14 protein-coding genes, 5 pseudogenes and 1 riboswitch are annotated in these 16,162 nt (G+C 41.0%); of the genes and pseudogenes, 8 read left to right on the top strand and 11 right to left on the bottom strand.

Translation table 11 applies throughout. The features are described from left to right. Window positions 1-6: 6 nt before the first annotated feature. Both M5V91_RS26770 and M5V91_RS26775 read right to left on the bottom strand, forming a co-directional pair. Window positions 7-1,366, bottom strand: a pseudogene (locus tag M5V91_RS26770) (cytochrome ubiquinol oxidase subunit I). 131 nt (window positions 1,367-1,497) lie between these two features. Then, window positions 1,498-2,565, bottom strand: coding sequence for a metal ABC transporter solute-binding protein, Zn/Mn family (locus M5V91_RS26775; protein ID WP_019382999.1), 1,068 nt, complete (start codon window positions 2,563-2,565; stop codon window positions 1,498-1,500). Window positions 2,566-2,894: 329 nt separating this feature from the next. Between M5V91_RS26775 and M5V91_RS26780 the strand changes: the two are divergent. After that, window positions 2,895-3,457, top strand: a pseudogene (locus M5V91_RS26780) (beta-class carbonic anhydrase). Here the strand turns inward: M5V91_RS26780 and yidD are convergent. Further along, window positions 3,454-3,693 carry a membrane protein insertion efficiency factor YidD gene (gene yidD / locus M5V91_RS26785; protein ID WP_019383001.1) on the bottom strand — a complete coding sequence of 80 codons (240 nt, stop codon included), beginning with the start codon at window positions 3,691-3,693 and terminating at the stop codon, window positions 3,454-3,456. The pseudogene M5V91_RS26780 and the gene yidD overlap by 4 nt on opposite strands. Window positions 3,694-3,834: 141 nt before the next feature. On the opposite strand from yidD, the gene M5V91_RS26790 reads away from it, so the two are divergent. Then, entirely contained in the window at window positions 3,835-4,308 is a 474-nt protein-coding gene (locus M5V91_RS26790; RefSeq protein ID WP_251174697.1) for an S-ribosylhomocysteine lyase, read from the top strand. 76 nt (window positions 4,309-4,384) lie between these two features. On the opposite strand, the gene cls is transcribed toward M5V91_RS26790, so the two are convergent. Continuing rightward, complete coding sequence (cls, locus tag M5V91_RS26795; RefSeq protein ID WP_251174698.1) at window positions 4,385-5,833, bottom strand: cardiolipin synthase; 1,449 nt, start codon at window positions 5,831-5,833, stop codon at window positions 4,385-4,387. 92 nt (window positions 5,834-5,925) lie between these two features. After that, on the bottom strand, window positions 5,926-6,108 hold the full coding sequence (ytzI, locus tag M5V91_RS26800; RefSeq protein ID WP_019383003.1) for a YtzI protein: 183 nt from the start codon (window positions 6,106-6,108) through the stop codon (window positions 5,926-5,928). A 127-nt stretch (window positions 6,109-6,235) separates the two neighbouring features. On the opposite strand from ytzI, the gene M5V91_RS26805 reads away from it, so the two are divergent. Beyond that, window positions 6,236-6,673, top strand: coding sequence for a Dps family protein (locus M5V91_RS26805; RefSeq protein WP_071156769.1), 438 nt, complete (start codon window positions 6,236-6,238; stop codon window positions 6,671-6,673). 191 nt (window positions 6,674-6,864) lie between these two features. On the opposite strand, the gene M5V91_RS26810 is transcribed toward M5V91_RS26805, so the two are convergent. Continuing rightward, a complete protein-coding gene (locus M5V91_RS26810) occupies window positions 6,865-7,122 on the bottom strand; it encodes a DUF6154 family protein (protein WP_009333396.1) in 258 nt (85 codons plus the stop codon). A 275-nt stretch (window positions 7,123-7,397) separates the two neighbouring features. Here M5V91_RS26810 and M5V91_RS26815 point away from each other — a divergent pair, with 275 nt between their 5' ends. Continuing rightward, the gene (locus M5V91_RS26815) at window positions 7,398-7,727 is read left to right on the top strand and encodes a hypothetical protein (protein WP_009333395.1); all 330 of its coding nucleotides are present in this window, start codon (window positions 7,398-7,400) and stop codon (window positions 7,725-7,727) included. A 114-nt stretch (window positions 7,728-7,841) separates the two neighbouring features. Here M5V91_RS26815 and M5V91_RS26820 read toward each other — a convergent pair whose 3' ends face one another. Next, on the bottom strand, window positions 7,842-8,711 hold the full coding sequence (locus tag M5V91_RS26820; protein ID WP_285856403.1) for a DUF6612 family protein: 870 nt from the start codon (window positions 8,709-8,711) through the stop codon (window positions 7,842-7,844). 163 nt (window positions 8,712-8,874) lie between these two features. Here M5V91_RS26820 and ytkD point away from each other — a divergent pair. After that, window positions 8,875-9,341, top strand: a pseudogene (ytkD, locus tag M5V91_RS26825) (RNA deprotection pyrophosphohydrolase). A 27-nt stretch (window positions 9,342-9,368) separates the two neighbouring features. Here the strand turns inward: ytkD and M5V91_RS26830 are convergent. The 3 genes and pseudogenes from M5V91_RS26830 to M5V91_RS26840 form a co-directional block, all read right to left on the bottom strand. Then, window positions 9,369-10,228 (bottom strand): annotated as a pseudogene (locus M5V91_RS26830) (ABC transporter permease). Continuing rightward, complete coding sequence (locus M5V91_RS26835) at window positions 10,155-10,934, bottom strand: ABC transporter ATP-binding protein (protein WP_009333391.1); 780 nt, start codon at window positions 10,932-10,934, stop codon at window positions 10,155-10,157. Before M5V91_RS26835 ends, M5V91_RS26830 begins: the two are co-directional and overlap by 74 nt. Before the next feature lie 21 nt (window positions 10,935-10,955). Next, complete coding sequence (locus M5V91_RS26840; RefSeq protein WP_009333390.1) at window positions 10,956-11,951, bottom strand: ABC transporter substrate-binding protein; 996 nt, start codon at window positions 11,949-11,951, stop codon at window positions 10,956-10,958. 166 nt (window positions 11,952-12,117) lie between these two features. On the opposite strand from M5V91_RS26840, the pseudogene M5V91_RS26845 reads away from it, so the two are divergent. Both M5V91_RS26845 and M5V91_RS26850 read left to right on the top strand, forming a co-directional pair. Further along, a pseudogene (locus M5V91_RS26845) lies at window positions 12,118-12,902 on the top strand (alpha/beta hydrolase family protein). A gap of 79 nt (window positions 12,903-12,981) precedes the next feature. Further along, window positions 12,982-13,224, top strand: coding sequence for a DUF2584 domain-containing protein (locus M5V91_RS26850; RefSeq protein WP_251174701.1), 243 nt, complete (start codon window positions 12,982-12,984; stop codon window positions 13,222-13,224). Window positions 13,225-13,555: 331 nt separating this feature from the next. Here the strand turns inward: M5V91_RS26850 and pckA are convergent, their stop codons facing one another. After that, window positions 13,556-15,142: a phosphoenolpyruvate carboxykinase (ATP) gene (gene pckA / locus M5V91_RS26855; RefSeq protein WP_009333387.1), complete on the bottom strand. Its 1,587-nt coding sequence runs from the start codon at window positions 15,140-15,142 to the stop codon at window positions 13,556-13,558. A gap of 219 nt (window positions 15,143-15,361) precedes the next feature. On the opposite strand from pckA, the gene M5V91_RS26860 reads away from it, so the two are divergent. Beyond that, a complete protein-coding gene (locus M5V91_RS26860) occupies window positions 15,362-15,736 on the top strand; it encodes a thiol-disulfide oxidoreductase DCC family protein (RefSeq protein ID WP_009333386.1) in 375 nt (124 codons plus the stop codon). Window positions 15,737-15,841: 105 nt separating this feature from the next. Then, a riboswitch (SAM riboswitch) is annotated at window positions 15,842-15,967 on the top strand. The last annotated feature ends 195 nt before the right edge of the window (window positions 15,968-16,162 follow it).

The following is a 16,162-nucleotide window of genomic DNA, read 5'->3' on the forward strand; positions in this document are numbered from 1 at the left end:
ACTCCTTCATGTATTTGATCCGTATAGAGGAACGTTTTTCTGTTCGGCTCTATTTATATCATCTATTACGGTATTCTTTTTGAAGTAATATAGCATAACAAACACAACTGCCACCCCAAGCACTACATATACCAGGGCAAAGAGAATAAATAATATCCCCAGATTTTCAGCGGTCGTAACAGAATCAGCAGTGGACAGCACCCGGTAGATGGTCCAAGGCTGACGTCCGGTACAGGCAAATACCCAGCCAAATTCTATTCCAAGAACTGCTAGCGGCCCTGAAGCAACAAATGCCCACATGAGGACCCGCGGAAAATGATTTTTTTTCAGAAACTTATTCCATACGAAAGCGATTAAGGATAAAAATATCAGCAATGAACCAATTCCGACCATGGCATTAAAGAGAGTATGAACAAAAAGTGGAGGCCATTCTTCTTCCGGAAAGTCATTCAGACCCACTACAACGGTGTCAAAGCTGTTGCCCGCCAAAAAGCTTAGTGCCCACGGAATTTCGATTCCCCACTTAACCCCCTGTGTTTCACGGTCTGTAAATCCGCCGATTGCAAGGGGGCATAGGATTGTGTTTCAAACAGCCCCTCTGCTGCTGCAAGTTTTTCCGGCTGATACTCATGCAGATATTGAGCCGATTCATGGCCGTTTAAAGCTGTTAAAAATGAAAAAATTCCGCCGACAATCAGGCTCAGCATAAGTGCTTTCTTATGAAAGTTATATACTCGTGTTCCGAATGGAGTTCTCAGCATTTTGAAAGCAGCAACTGACGCTACAACAAATGCGCCTGTTGTGTAAGCTGATAGTGCCACATGGCCAGCTGTAACGATAAAGCTTGGGTTAAAAAACGCAGCCCATGGATCCACATCGACAATTTCCCCATCGACAATCCTGAAGCCCTGTGGTGTTCCTTCAAATGCGTGAACATTGGTTATCAGAACAGCAGAGGCGAAAGCGCCAAGGGCAACCAGCACAAGGCTTGATATACGCATCCATGGAGGAATTCTTTCGGCAGCATACACATAAATTGACATAAATAAAGCTTCAATAAAAAAGCGTAAATTTCAATCTGGAATGGCAAAGCCATCACCTTGCCGATAACCTCCATAAAACCAGGCCAGAGAAGGGAAAGCTGCGTTCCTGCTATGGTTCCTGTCGGAATTCCTACTCCAAGAAGCACTGCAAATGCCTTGGTCCACCGTTTTGCCATAATGACGTAATCATGATCCTTCGTTTTCTGGTAAAGAAGTTCCGCTGTCAGCATCATCAGTGGCAAGCCAACTCCAATCGTTGCAAAAATAATATGAAAGCCCATTGTAGTCCCAAATAAAGACCTTGCAATCAATAAATCACTCATTGCATTTTCATCCCTTCAATTTCTTCAATGGAAATAGTTTCTTCAAAAACCAGCCAACTATGTAAACTTTTCCTGTATTAGCTATATTAAGGAAACGAAAAAACCTCCCAATGTGGGAGGTTAGTGAGAACTTATTCGTTCAGCGCTTTTTTCAATGAATCCAGATTATCTTCCATAAGTGTAAAATAAGTTTGATTTTCTGATATATTTTCTTCTGTAAGGACCGATAAATTATGAAGCATTAAAGGTTCTGCACCGATTTCTTTTTGCAGAATTTCAGTCAGTCTTGAGCTGACATTCTGTTCAAAAAAGACATATTTCAAGTCATGTTCTTTGGCTTCCGCAATGATTTTCTGCAGTTCTTTCTGAGTAGGCTCGCTGGAAGAATTTAAACCCGATACACTGATTTGATCTAAACCATATCGTTCTTCCCAATATCCATATGCTGCGTGTGAAACAATGAATTCCTTATGCTCAGCATTTTGAACTGTCTGCTCAAAGTCATTATGGAGAAGATCCAGCTCCTGGGCAAGCTCCAGATAATTCTGTTCAAACTGCTCTTTCTGTTGAGGCATCTGCTCAACTAAAGCATCTTTAATTGATTCAGCCAATTCCTTGGAGTATAAAGGATCCAGCCAAACATGGGGGTCGATATCTCCATGGCTATGATCATGACCTTCTTCAGATTCTCCTTCATGATCATGACCTTCTTCAGATTCTCCTTCATGTTCATGGCCATCTTCAGATTCAGCTCCGTGCTCATCAGCATGTTCTTCTTCATGTTCAGCTTCATCAGCATGTTCTTCGGCTTCATGCGCAGGATCATGATTTTCATCTGAGTGAACAAACTCAATATTTTCTCCTGCGGCCACCATTTTAACTTTCTCATTTTTCAATGTTTCTTTTGCTTTTTCCACAAAGCCTTCAAGACCGAGTCCTATAAAAATAAAAAGATCTGAATCAGCCAGCTTCATCATATCTTTTTGTGATGGTTCAAAAGTATGTTCATCCGACCCGGGAGGATAGATGGTTTCAACTTCTAACGCATCCCCTCCGATTCGTTCAGTAAAATATTGAAGCGGGTATACCGTTGTATAAACCGTAGTTTTATTGCTGCTGTTTTCTTCTGGCTTATCGTCTGAGCAGCCTGATAGAACTAAGATTAGGCCTAAAATAAATACTAAAAATTTCTTTGTCATTTTCTCTTTCTCCTCCTTTAGTAAAACGTAGTTATTACGATTTAAAGCACGGACTATATTTTTAAATAATGTTTATTAGGGCAGTTAATTGCAGCAGTCAGCGTCCAAGTGATTAATAATACGTAATCATTACGATTTCCCTTAGTTATCTTACATAATTTCCAGCTAAAAAGCAAGAATAAAAATTTGTTTGAAGCTCCAGCTTTATGTATCATAAATATAGATGCCTGTTAAAGGTCATCATTAGTATTGACATCTTTTTGTCAAGTATTGCAGCATTTATGCCTGCTCAAAGCAAAAAAATACATAAAAGTCAGGGAGTGGAACAATTGAAACTTTTAGAAGAAATCTTAAACCATAACCAGCAGTTTGTTGAAGAAAAAAGTATGAAGAGTTTGAAACAACGAAATTCCCTAATAAGAAAATGGTTATCTTGACTTGCATGGACACTCGTTTAGTGGAGCTTTTGCCAAAAGCGCTCAATGTAAGAAATGGTGATGTGAAAATTATCAAAAATGCGGGAGCTTTAGTAACACATCCGTTTGGAAGTATTATGAGAAGCATTTTAGTAGCTGTTTACCAGCTGCAGGCAAAAGAAGTGTTTGTTATTGGCCATCATGACTGTGGCATGAGCGGAATGAAAGCAGATGCGGTTGTCAGCAGCATGAAGGAGAGAGGCATTACTGAGGATGCATTGGATACGATGACATACTCAGGAATCGCTGCAGAAGACTGGCTAAGAGGCTTTGAAAATGTAGAGGATAGTGTGTCCCATAGCGTCCATATGGTGAAAAAGCATCCATTGATGCCGGCAGATGTGCCTGTGCATGGGCTTGTTATTCATCCTGGCACAGGCAAGCTTGACCTGGTAGTGGACGGATACGAGGGTTAATTCTTTTTCTTTTTGGGCCATTCCTCCGGAACAAGGTCAACACCGCCTGGATGAAAGGGATGACATTTAAGGATCCGTTTTATAGTCAGCCAGCCGCCCTTTAAGGCGCCAAATCGCTTAACAGACTCCAGCCCATAATGGGAACATGTCGGATAAAAACGGCATGTTGGAGGCTTTAGCGGTGAAATCGCAATTTGATAGAAACGAAATATCGAAATCATTATTTTTTTTAACATGGCATTACCTTTCCTGGTTAAATCATATTTTCTTTTAAAATAACATATAATCGTGAAAACGTCATAATTTTCATATTAATTTGATGAATTTAGTCGGATATTGCGTTATAATAAAAGGAAAACTTTAGGGGAGTGTTTTGAATGCCTTCAGTAGAAAGTTTCGAGTTGGATCACAATGCTGTTAAAGCTCCATACGTGAGGCACTGCGGTGTCCATAAAGTGGGAAGTGACGGTTTAGTTAACAAGTTTGATATCCGTTTCTGTCAGCCAAATAAGCAGGCGATGAAGCAGGATGTCATTCATACACTTGAGCATCTGCTCGCTTTTAATATCCGTACGCATGCAGAGAATTATGATCATTTTGATATTATTGATATTTCCCCGATGGGATGCCAGACAGGCTATTATTTAGTCGTTAGCGGAGAGCCGTCAGTTGAAGAAATAATCGATCTGCTTGAAGCTACAATGCAAGATGCGGTTGAAATAACCGAGATTCCTGCTGCAAATGAGAAGCAATGCGGACAGGCAAAGCTTCATGACCTTGAAGGCGCAAAACGTCTTATGAGATTCTGGCTGGATCAATCGAAGGATGATTTGAAACAGGTTTTTGCATAATGAAAACGGGCTGACTGGTCAGCCCGTTTTTATAATAAGATAAGAATAAAATTTTGTAAGCCGATAACTGCATGACTTATAAAATCGGCGATAAAAGTCTTGAAATGGATTCTTTCAATTTGATTTTTAAGGCTCTATTTCTGTAATCTTCTGCAGTAAGGTTAGTTGATAGCTGGACATCTTCCTGAAAGCTCTCAGTCAGTTCTTTCGAAACGTCCTCATCATATATAAAGGCATTTACCTCAAAATTCAGCCTGAAGCTTCTAACATCTATATTCGCGGTTCCAACCGACGAAACTTTCTCGTCAACAATCAAGGTTTTTGCATGGATAAAGCCATTCTCATATATATAGATGTTCGCATTAGCTTTTAACATTTCTCCTATATAGGAGTAGGTTGCCCAATAAACAAACATATGGTCAGGCTTGTTCGGTACCATAATGTTCACTTCCACCCCTGATAATGCAGCTATTTTCAATGCATCCAGTAGACTAGCGTCCGGAATGAAGTAGGGAGTTTGGATATAAATAGATTTACGGGCCGATGAAATCATTTTTATATACCCATTTTTAATCTGTTCCCATTCCGAATCAGGACCGCTGGTAACAATTTGCATCCCTACGCTATCTCGAGACTCGGTCAGTGGAAAATACTTAGGAGCATAGTAAATATCATGGCGGTGCGAAGCCTGGTTCCAGTCCAGGATAAAGCGGGTCTGCAGGGAATGGACAGCACTCCCTCTAATTCTTAAATGAGTATCACGCCAATACCCAAACTTTGGATTTAGCCCGAGGTATTCATCCCCGACATTAAACCCTCCAACATATCCAATTCGGCCGTCAATAATGGCAATCTTGCGATGGTTCCGGTAATTAATTCTCAAGTTGATAAAGTGCAGCCGGGAAGGGAAAAAGGCTTCAATTTCCCCTCCTGCCGCAATCAGCTCTTTAAACGCCCTTTTATGCAGGCTTCTTGAACCCAGTTCATCATAGAGAAGCCTTACTTTTACGCCTTCTTTTGCCTTTTCCGTCAAAAGATTGATTAAGCTTTTCCCCAGATTATCTCTCTTGAAGATATAATACTGCAGATGGATGTGATCGGCTGCATTTTTGATGTCCTCCACAAGCGAATTGAACTTCTCTTTCCCATCTGTAAAAATCCTGACCTCGTTGTCCTGGGTTAATACCGAATCATTATTGACAAGATGCATATATATAAGGTCCTTGGAGTTTTTAATTATGTCATTTCGAAAATGGAAATCCTTTTCCTTGATTCCTCTGATTTGATTGTTCAGCAGTTCATCAATTCCAATCTTTTTGCGGTCTTCCCATTGAAACATCTTTCTTCTGGTTAAATTCTGCCCAAAGAAGAGGTACATGAAAAAACCAAGAAGAGGAAGAAAGAACAAAACCATGAGCCAGGCCCATGTGGCACCTGCATCCCTTCGCTCCAGAAAGATAACAAATGCTGCCAGGATAATATTTAATACTAGAAATACTGTAAGCATCATGGAGTATATATCCATCTCAATGTCCTCTCATTACATGTATATTATTTCCGTCCATTTAAAAGGAAAACCTCCGGCTATACGGAGGCTGTATATATAATAGCGTATGCTTATGAACGGTTTTGGTTATCTTCTTGATCTTCTTTAGCCTCTTTTTGTTCCTGCTCGCTGTCAGGAAGCGGATCAACTGGGTCTACCGTATGTTTGAATTGGTAAGCTTTTGAAGTGGTAATGACGCTTAAAAGCAGTACCACGATCACAATGATAATCGATATGACTAATACCGTATACATGTTTCTCCCCCTTTTCTATCAATATTTTACCATGAAAGCAGCTCTTTCATGAAAGATTTCGCAATCACCAAGGTACAGGTTTGATTTTTGTTAATGTGGGTAATCTATTGTTGGGAGGATGATTTATATGAGTAAAGAATTGGTAAAGGCTGTTAACCAGCAAGTAGCAAACTGGACTGTTCTGTATGTAAAGCTTCACAATTACCATTGGTATATTAAAGGGAAAAACTTTTTTACCCTTCATGCAAAATTTGAAGAACTTTATAATGAAGCCAACGTACATGTTGATGAACTGGCTGAGAGAATCCTGGCTCTTGAAGCCAAGCCGGTTGCGACTATGAAGGAAGTTCTTGAGACCAGTTCTCTCGAAGAAGCGACAGGAAAAGAAAATGAAGAAGAGATGGTCCAATCTGTCGTTGATGACTTCGAAAAAATGGTGGACGAGCTTCAGGAAGCCATTGAGCTAGCAGAAGAAGCCAAAGATGAAGGAACAGGCGACATGCTGATTGCTGTAAAGCAAAGCTTAAAGAAACATATTTGGATGCTAAAAGCATACCTTGGCTAATAAACAAAGACTGGCTGGAAAGCTGGTCTTTTTGTATGCAAAAAAAGAGGGAGTGCCTTCGGAACAAATCTAAACCGGGTTCCTTACCTTTGTGCTTACCTTACTCCCGGCGTGTAGGTACAATAAAACAAAAAGCGGCTTATCGCCGCCTTAAATAATATGGATAGTGAATAATTCCGGATATGTATAGTTTAGTGTATGTTACGGTGATGAATGATTGGGCTTCTGCGCTGGCCGTAATTCTCACTGGCAAATTTCCCTTTTAAGCTCTCAATCAGATAAAGCCCCATTAAATCATATAATTCCTGATTTTCGAGATCCTTGATGATATTCAGCAGGTCTTCTCTGTCCATTTCTTCTAAGAAAGCAAAAGCGAGCATATCGATATCCTCTTCATCACCTGTCAGCTTATTCCTGTAAAGTTCATATAGCTCATCAATCAGTTTCATGATAACACCTCCTTAATAATGCGCCTGTTTTATTTAGTATACTTAATTTAATACCCCTGATGCAGGAAAATATTCACCCGGATAAATTGAGAAGCCGTTTCCCATTTATTTAACTTAGTATATGTAAGCTTATGAAGAATGATCGTAATTTCGTATAATTTTATCATAAATGTGGGATACGATAACTATAGAAATGAAAAAGTAATGATATTTAAGATAAAGCAACCGGTGTTGAAGCTGTGTCACAGGAATGAACAAAAAAGGGGCTGACATGATTGGAAGGGAATAAAAAGACGTATTATATAACGCTTGGTTCTGGGGAGATTTCCCAAAGTGCCACTGGCTCAACATGGAATTTTAAAATAGAGGCAACAGATGATGAAATCATTGCCTTAAGAGAATATTTTGACCAGAACTATTCAACTGAGTGGCAGAATTTTTACAGGGCCCATGTTCCTTATGTTCAATACCATTATGACCGTGAAAATGATGCTTATGATGATACAATGAAGAAAATTTATGGAATGATTTATGATCTTGGAGATGATGAAGCAAGAAAGCATATTGAAAGCATGGGGATCCTCACCGAAGAGGAACATAAATAAGAAAAACGGAAGCGCATCGCCCACCCCCTGCACCTGAATGGGGCAGGTGGAAAGCTCTCGAAGTGCCAAGTAATATTTAGTAGCATAAAAAGCTGAGGCGATGCCTCAGCTTTTCTACATTTCCATTTCTACAGCTGTATCAAGAACATCCTGCGGAACAGCTATAGCCTCTACCTTATTATAGTTTGAGTATTGGCCGTTCATGTTCTGCTTCATGGAGATGGTCTGGCCTTCAGCCGTGATTTCCATTTCCATAATCATATTCAGCACACTTGGATAAAAAGTTTCTTTATCAATCACGATTTCGTATTCCACGCCGTTAATTTTCATGTTATCAAGCATTTCTCCGTTCGCGGCCAGTTCAGGCGGGAGCGTTTCTGCTGCTGTTTCCTTCACAAAATCATTGAATTTTTCTCCATCGGCTTTCAGCTTTAGGATGTAGTTTTCTGCGTCCTGTTCAAACGTAAAGTCGTCCACGAACTCCTGTAATTTTTTTAGTTCTTCACCAGGATTCGTCTGCTGACTGGACATTTGAAGCAAATCATCCGACATTTCTTTAGGGAACTTCATCCACTGCTTACCGGCGGCGTCATAAAGGAACATGCCTTCTTCAGTAAAATAGCTTTCGATATCATATGACTCTTCTGTGCCGTCCATCGACATAGTCATCTTTTGATAGAAGGCCATTGGATCTGTTGTAACATCCATGTCAATGACAGAATCGATATTCATATTTTCCCCTTCAGTGCCTGAGCTCATTTCCTGGCTCATATCCATATTTACGGAGAAGCTTTTAAGCTCTTCTGAAGCCTCGGTTGATTTCGTTAAAACTTCCTCCAGTGTCAATTCTGAAGCTTCTTCTGCTTTGGTTTCTTCCTTGTCTGTGCCACCATCAGATTCATTTACAGGTTTTGCTGTCTCACTGCATGCAGCCAGCATTAGAATCATTAAGAAGCCAATAAGAATTGCAAGGGACTTTTTCAAGGTATACACTCCTCTATTTTGGTTAGTCAGCTAATTTTACGGGGAAAAAAGGAAAAAGTTTCAAAAATATGTAATTTGATACTTTAGGCCCAGAAGTTTTTAAATAAATAATAAACATATATAATGATAACAACAGAAATTTATTTTCGAGTGAGGGAAAAGTATGGAAACCTTTTTGGATGCGAACGGCGGGGAAGTGAGATTTTCTTTTAATAAAAGAGCTTTTGGAACAGAGCCAAGACATGTTCTGGTCATTTGCCGCTATGGCGATCAATGGCTGCTGACGAATCATAAAAAGCGGGGGTGGGAATTTCCGGGCGGCAAGAGAGAACAGGGGAGTCACTTGATGAGGCAGCCAGAAGAGAGGTATATGAAGAAACAGGAGCGGACTTAAAGGATTTACACTTTATTGGTGAATATGAAGTAAACTTTGGAACCGAACGTTTTGTCAAAGCCATTTTTTTCGCAGAGGTGGAGAGCCTTAACAAAAAGGAGCAATATTTTGAAACTGACGGTCCCATCCTGACAGAGGGAAACATGCTGGAAGACAGATGGAACAGTCAATACAGTTTTATCATGAAGGATAAAGTAATTGAAAACTGCCTCGAAAAAATCATGAAGGAAAAGTAAAAAACGGCAATACACTGTGCCGTTTTTTTAAGATCCATTTTTAATCAGTTTTCGCTCGAGAAGTTCGACAAGCTGATACATCACTGTTGCAAAAACAGCAATTACCAGCAATGACAGCATGACAAGGGTGAAGTTGAATACTTGGAAGCCGTAAATAATCATGTATCCGAGACCTTTTGAAGATACAAGGAATTCGCCGACAATGACTCCGACCCATGATAGCCCGACATTCACCTTTAAAGTGGAAATGATAGTCGGGAATGAAGCAGGCAAAATGGCTTCCCTGAAGATTTGAAATCGATTCGCCCCAAAGGTCTGAAGCACTTTAATATAATTGGGGTCTACTTCTTTGAAAGATGTATAGACGACAATGGTTGTGATGATGATGGAAATAATCGCTCCCATGGCTACAATTGAAGTAAAACTGGGGCCTAATGCGACGATTAATATCGGGCCAAGGGCAACCTTTGGCATTGAATTCAGGACAACCAAATAGGGATCCGCTATTTTCGATAGCATCGGTGACCACCAGAGAATGGCTGCAAGCAATGTGCCTAAAAAAGTACCCAAAATGAATCCAAAAACGGTTTCTGACAAAGTATAGCCTAAATCCACCATCAAGGTACCATCCTGGATTTTGGTTAAAAATAACCCCCATACTTTAGAAGGCGAACTGAAAATCAGCGGATCTATCCATTGCTTTTGGCTTGCCAGCTCCCACCCTGAAAAAAACACGATAAAGATGACAGCCTGATAGAAGCGGACCAATTTTTTTCACGGTTCAACGACTGGATATATTTCTGGTGGAGGAATTTAACGTTCTCCTGCGGGCTCAAGGGACTCCAGCTCCTTCCATATAGTTTGAAAAATTGCTGGATATGCTTCATGATTTCTTGCGTTAAAAGGAGTTTCATCTCTTAATTCTTTCGGAATGACAAACGTTTTATGAAGCTGTCCGGGCCTTGCGGAAAAGAGAAAAACGCGATCACTCATGCTGATTGCCTCACCAATATCATGGGTAACCAGTATGGCTGTTTTACCAAAAGATTTAAGCGTGTTAGAGACCAAATCCTCAAGCTTCAGCTTGGTTTGATAATCTAATGCGGAAAAGGGTTCATCAAGCATGAGCAGCTTTGGTTCTGTTGCAAGTGTTCTTACAAGGGCAACACGCTGGCGCATTCCGCCTGAAAGCTGCTTCGGAAACTGTGATTCTACACCTTTTAATCCCATCTCCTTAAGGAGCTGCAGAGCATAAGCTTTTTTGTCTGGAGTAAGGCTGTTCCCGATTTTCAGCCCCAGCAGGATATTTTCTTCAATCGTTTTCCAGGGAAAAAGATAATCCTGCTGCAGCATATAGCCAATTTCATTTTCTGCCGTTTCAACCCGCTTTCCTTCAAGTGTTACAGTGCCTTCTGTGGGTTCAAACAGGCCTGCTATGATGGAAAGCAAAGTTGTCTTGCCGCATCCGCTTGGGCCGAGGAAGGAAACAAATTCGCCTTCCTCCACTTCAAGCGAAATATCGGAGAGGGCCGTTACAGCAGAGGTTTTCGTAAAATAAGTGTGGTGGACAGCATCTACCTTTAAAAAATTCATGTCGGCCTCCTCTTTCGTTTATTACTTCATTACACCTTCAGCGATTTCTGTGTTGACAAGTGTGTCATGCTCTATGCGCTTAGGGAGCTCTCCTGCTTCGTCCATGATGTTCTGCAGATTTTCCCATTCTTCAGTGTCCAGGATAGGATCTGTTGCAAAGGATCCCTGGCTCTTATAGCGGTCTACTACCATCTCAATGATATCAAGCTCGGTATTGTCGAAATATCCTTGAATGGTTTCTGCCGTTTCTTTCGCACTGTGTGTCTCAACCCATTGCTGTGCTTTATAAATCGCTCTTGTGAATTTTTCGACCGTTTCTTTATTTTCATCAATATAGCTTTGTTTTGTCATGAATGTGGTATATGGTACATGACCGGACTCTGTTCCGAAAGAAGCTACGATATAGCCTTTGCCTTCTTTTTCAAAAACACTGGCAGTCGGCTCGAACAGCTGAACAAACTCGCCTGTTCCTGAAGCGAAGGCCGGAGCGATATTGGCATAATCAATATTTTGAATCAAGTCCATATCTGCGTGAGGATCAATTCCATGCTTTTTCAGAACAAACTCACCGGCCATTTGCGGCATACCGCCTTTGCGCTGGCCAAGGAATGTTTTGCCTTTCAGCATATCCCAGGAAAAATTGTCGATTTTATTGCGGGAAACTAAAAATGTTCCATCTGTCTGGGTTAGCTGTGCAAAGTTGATAACCGGGTCATTGGAGCCCTGCGCGGATACGTAAATCGATGTTTCAGAGCCAACAAGCGCCACATCAGCGCTGTCTGAAAGCAAAGCTGTCATCGTTTTATCTCCGCCTGCTGTAGTCGTAAGCTCTACTTTAAGACCTTCTTCTTCAAAGAAACCCTTCTCAAGGGCTACATATTGCGGAGCATAGAAGATGGAACGTGTCACTTCGGCAATACGGACGTTTTGCATTTCATCCTTTCCGCAAGCGGCCAAAGGAACAATAAGTATCGCCGTAAGCAAAAGAAGCATGCTTACTTTCATCCATTTTTTCATAAGCCATAAGACCTCCCTTATGCTAAAAAAGTCAGATTTAAAAGCCTAGGATATCGTATGAAAATCGAAAAAATGTGTGAATGCCCATGGAAACATTTTTAGGCGGAGGTCATAAAGCTCATACTATTAGTCGTATTCAGATTACTTCAAGAGGGGGAATGAGGACATGGAATTCCAAAATGGCCAAATCATAAATAAACAGAGATTTCCTTCGCCAAATCCGGCAATCGAATTATCAGTTGTCACATATCATGCAAACGGATTACATATAAAAGGCCTGCTGGCAGAGCCAAAGGGGAGGAGCTATATGATGGATTCCTATACCTGAGAGGAGGCATAAAAAATGTCGGGAAAGTAAGGCCTTCACGGATTGTCCAGTTTGCCTGTGAAGGCTTTATTGTATTCGCCCCTTTTTACAGAGGCAACCAAGGGGGAGATGGCAACGAAGATTTTGCAGGGGAGGACAGACAGGACGCGTTTGCCGCTTTCACTCTTCTTCAGGAGCATGCACGGGTAAAAAGAGTCCATATATTTGGCTTTTCCCGCGGTGGCGTAATGGCATTGCTTACTGCAATCGAGTTTCCGGAAGCCGCGTCCATTGTAACATGGGGAGGGGTCAGTGATATGTTTCTCACTTATGTGGAGCGCAAGGATCTCCGAAGAATGATGAAACGTGTAATAGGCGGAACCCCGACGAAGTTTCCGGAAAGGTATAAATATCGCACCCCGCTTTTTCGGCTGGAACAGCTGGAGGCGCCTGTCTTAATCATCCATGGAGAACAGGATCATAATGTTTCGGTGGAGCATTCCTATCGCCTGGAAAAAAGGCTCAAGGCTCTTAAAAAAGAAGTAGGCAGCTGGTATTTCCCTGAATATACCCACTACTTTCCGCCAGCCGTGAACCGGAAGACAGTAGAGGATTTAAGTGCGTGGATGAAAAGCAATGGGTAGATAAAATTAAAGACTTTCAGAGCGGAAAAAGGTGGGGTAAAATAGAGGTAAGGATATTAAGAATGAAGGAGAGATACCAATGGGTATGCCTTTAGAGCTGAACACAATGATCGTGACAAAGGGAAGGGAAAAAAGACTTGATGAATATTTCTTTTCGCTTGTCAAAGACGGATACCGATTATATCCGCTCGATATCCCTGTCGAGGTAAAAAGAACAATTGACGGAGACCTGAACGGAATGGGTGTTATTAGAAAAGTAGAATGGGAAAACAGCCAGACACTCATTACTTACCAGCTTGTTTCTCTAAACTCAACAAACTAAAGAGCGCCTGGACTTAGTCCGGCGTTTTTTTGTTCAAAATATTTCTGCAAATCGCAAGTGAGAATAGTGCTTTTTTAATCAGGGAATGAGAAAGAATGATTAGTTGGAATAGTGCCGCTGAGCGAGGAAAAGGAGTTGCGAAAGGACTTAAACAGAAGGAATAGTGCTACTGAGAAATAGAAAAAGAGTGCGAACTGGAACTAATCGAAGCGCACAGTGCCGATCAACGACTATTAGTCTGCATGTAAGAAACTTATTCGTTCGAGCTTGAAGACTTATAAAATGAAATATAAAAAAGGAATTGCTGCTAAGCTGCAATTCCTTTTCTATATTATGCGATTGGTCCGCCTTTTTCTTCGATTTCAGAAGAAACGCTTGTGAACTTCTTGAAGTTCTCACGGAATTTTGCAGCGAGTTCTTTTGCCTTTGCTTCATAAGCAGCCTGATCTGCCCATGTTTTGTTTGGCTGAAGAACTTCGTCAGGCACACCCGTAACGTGCTGCGGAATTTCCAATCCGAAAATTTCGTCTTTGACTGTTTCTACGTTGTTTAGTTCGCCTTCAAGTGCAGCTTCCACCATAGCACGAGTGTAAGCAAGTTTCATGCGTTCACCGACTCCGTACTCTCCGCCAGTCCATCCTGTGTTTACCAGGAAGACTTTTGCATTATGCTCATCGATCTTCTCGCCAAGCATTTCAGCATAACGGTTTGCAGGAAGCGGAAGGAAAGGTGATCCAAAGCAAGTTGAGAACGTTGCCTGCGGTGAAGTGATGCCGCGCTCAGTTCCTGCCAGCTTGGAAGTATATCCGCTTAAGAAATGGTACATTGCCTGCTCTTTTGACAGTTTAGAGATTGGAGGCAATACGCCAAATGCGTCAGCTGTTAAAAATACGATTGTATTAGGATGTCCGGCAATGCTTGGGTCAACAATATTATCGATGGCCTGAAGCTGGTAAGCCGCACGTGTATTTTCAGTTAAAGTGCTGTCATCGTAATCAGCAACCCGAGTTTCGCTGTTTACTACCACATTTTCCAATACAGCCCCAAATCGGATAGCATCAAAAATTTGCGGTTCTTTCTCACGGGATAAGTTAATGCATTTCGCATAGCAGCCGCCTTCAATATTGAAGACGCCATTTGCTGACCAGCCATGCTCGTCATCCCCAATCAGCTTGCGGTTAGGGTCTGCAGATAAGGTTGTTTTCCCTGTTCCGGATAAGCCGAAGAATAAAGCAACATCTCCTTCACGACCAACGTTCGCGGAACAGTGCATAGGAAGGATCCCGTTTTCTGGAAGCATATAGTTCATAACAGAGAAAATGGACTTTTTCATTTCGCCTGCATATTCAGTACCACCGATTAAAACAGTACGGCGCTCGAATGAAATGATGATAAATGTTTCGGACTTTGTGCCGTCAACTGCAGGGTCTGCTTTGAAATTAGGAGCAGAAATGACTGTGAACTCTGCTTGATGATCCAATAGCTCGTCTTCTGCCGGACGAATGAATAACTGATGTGCGAAAAGATTGTGCCAGGCATATTCATTAATTACCTGGATTGGCATGCGGTGCTTTTTATCTGCGCCTGCGAAGCCTTTGAAAACAAATACTTCTTCTTTTTCTTTTAAGTAGTTGATTACTTTATTATAAAGATTAGAGAATGCTTCTTCAGAGATAGGCTGGTTTACGCTGCCCCAATCCATTTTATCTTTATTTGATGCTTCTTCAACAATGTATTTATCTTTAGGAGAACGTCCTGTATACTTTCCTGTAGTAGCGCGTACGGCGCCAGTAGAGGTAAGGGACCCTTCATTGCGGTTTAAAACTTTTTCCACAAGCTGAGGAACGGATAATTGCACTTGAATGTTGCTGCCATTTAATAATTCGCTCAATTCGTTTGATATGCTTACAGAGTTCATCTGATGAATACCTTCCTTTTTTCCGATTTTTTTATGAAAGTGATTACATCTCGAAATTAGTATAACACATTAAAACGATTAGTCTATACTATTACGAAACTTTTTTATTCATGTTATAAAAATGTCATAATTGGACATGCAATTCCACTTTAATCACCTTATAACTGATATATGTTAATATAGAAGAAAGTGTTAATTTTAACATGGGACTGATCTAAAATGAAGACAATTGCCCTCTATGATGAAACTTGTTCTTTATGCAAGGAAACAAAGAAGATATTTAAAAAACTTGATTGGCTGAATAAAGTGGTATGGATTTCTCTGCAGGAGTATGAAAAAATCCCGGATTCTCTCTCGTTTTCCAAGCATGACCTGCGCAGAGAGCTTCATATTATTACTCCATCGGGCGGTGTGAAAAAGGGTTATTCTGCAGTAAGGAGACTGCTGTTCCTCTTTCCTGCCTCCTTTTTAATCAGCCTCCTTTTATATCTCCCATTGACGCCAATACTGGGCGATCCGATCTACAAATGGATTGCTAAAAACAGGCATAAATTTCTAAAGAAAAAATGTGATGATGGAAGCTGTTCGCTGTAAGCATGGAGCATAATTTTCAATGCTGAAATTTTACTGTTAAAAATAATGAAAACTTGTTGACATGATTCGATAAAATACGGTATGATTCAACCTTGAACGGATACTCTCTTATCCCGAGCTGGTGGAGGGACAGGCCCTATGAAACCCAGCAACCTGCTAAACCTGCTAAAAGGCATTTATCAGCAAAGGTGCTAACCTGACGCAAGGACGTAATTCCTTGAACGATAAGAGTGAAAGGCGCGAATCGATTTGCTTTCAACCTTTTCACTATTGAGAAGGTTTTTTATTTTGCACAGGCAATGGGATGAACGGCTTTTGGAATGTACTATTTATGTGAGTTTTTAGCAGCTTGCAGAGAGGCATAAGAAAAGATGGATGCCTGGCTTTCTAGCCAGCGATGCCTATTTTTCTAATAAAAACTCCATG

This window comes from Cytobacillus pseudoceanisediminis, assembly GCF_023516215.1.
GTDB lineage: Bacteria > Bacillota > Bacilli > Bacillales > Cytobacillaceae > Cytobacillus > Cytobacillus pseudoceanisediminis.

Excerpts from the sequence above, each read along its gene's own strand:
- ytzI (WP_019383003.1), bottom strand. The coding sequence starts at position 6,108 with ATGTATACGGTATTAGTCATATCGATTATCATTGTGATCGTGGTACTG.
- M5V91_RS26860 (WP_009333386.1), top strand. The coding sequence starts at position 15,362 with ATGAAGACAATTGCCCTCTATGATGAAACTTGTTCTTTATGCAAGGAA.
- cls (WP_251174698.1), bottom strand. The coding sequence starts at position 5,833 with ATGGATATATACTCCATGATGCTTACAGTATTTCTAGTATTAAATATT.
- M5V91_RS26775 (WP_019382999.1), bottom strand. The coding sequence starts at position 2,565 with ATGACAAAGAAATTTTTAGTATTTATTTTAGGCCTAATCTTAGTTCTA.
- M5V91_RS26805 (WP_071156769.1), top strand. The coding sequence starts at position 6,236 with ATGAGTAAAGAATTGGTAAAGGCTGTTAACCAGCAAGTAGCAAACTGG.
- M5V91_RS26790 (WP_251174697.1), top strand. The coding sequence starts at position 3,835 with ATGCCTTCAGTAGAAAGTTTCGAGTTGGATCACAATGCTGTTAAAGCT.
- M5V91_RS26810 (WP_009333396.1), bottom strand. The coding sequence starts at position 7,122 with ATGAAACTGATTGATGAGCTATATGAACTTTACAGGAATAAGCTGACA.
- yidD (WP_019383001.1), bottom strand. The coding sequence starts at position 3,693 with ATGTTAAAAAAAATAATGATTTCGATATTTCGTTTCTATCAAATTGCG.
- M5V91_RS26835 (WP_009333391.1), bottom strand. The coding sequence starts at position 10,934 with ATGAATTTTTTAAAGGTAGATGCTGTCCACCACACTTATTTTACGAAA.
- M5V91_RS26850 (WP_251174701.1), top strand. The coding sequence starts at position 12,982 with ATGGGTATGCCTTTAGAGCTGAACACAATGATCGTGACAAAGGGAAGG.
- pckA (WP_009333387.1), bottom strand. The coding sequence starts at position 15,142 with ATGAACTCTGTAAGCATATCAAACGAATTGAGCGAATTATTAAATGGC.
- M5V91_RS26840 (WP_009333390.1), bottom strand. The coding sequence starts at position 11,951 with ATGAAAAAATGGATGAAAGTAAGCATGCTTCTTTTGCTTACGGCGATA.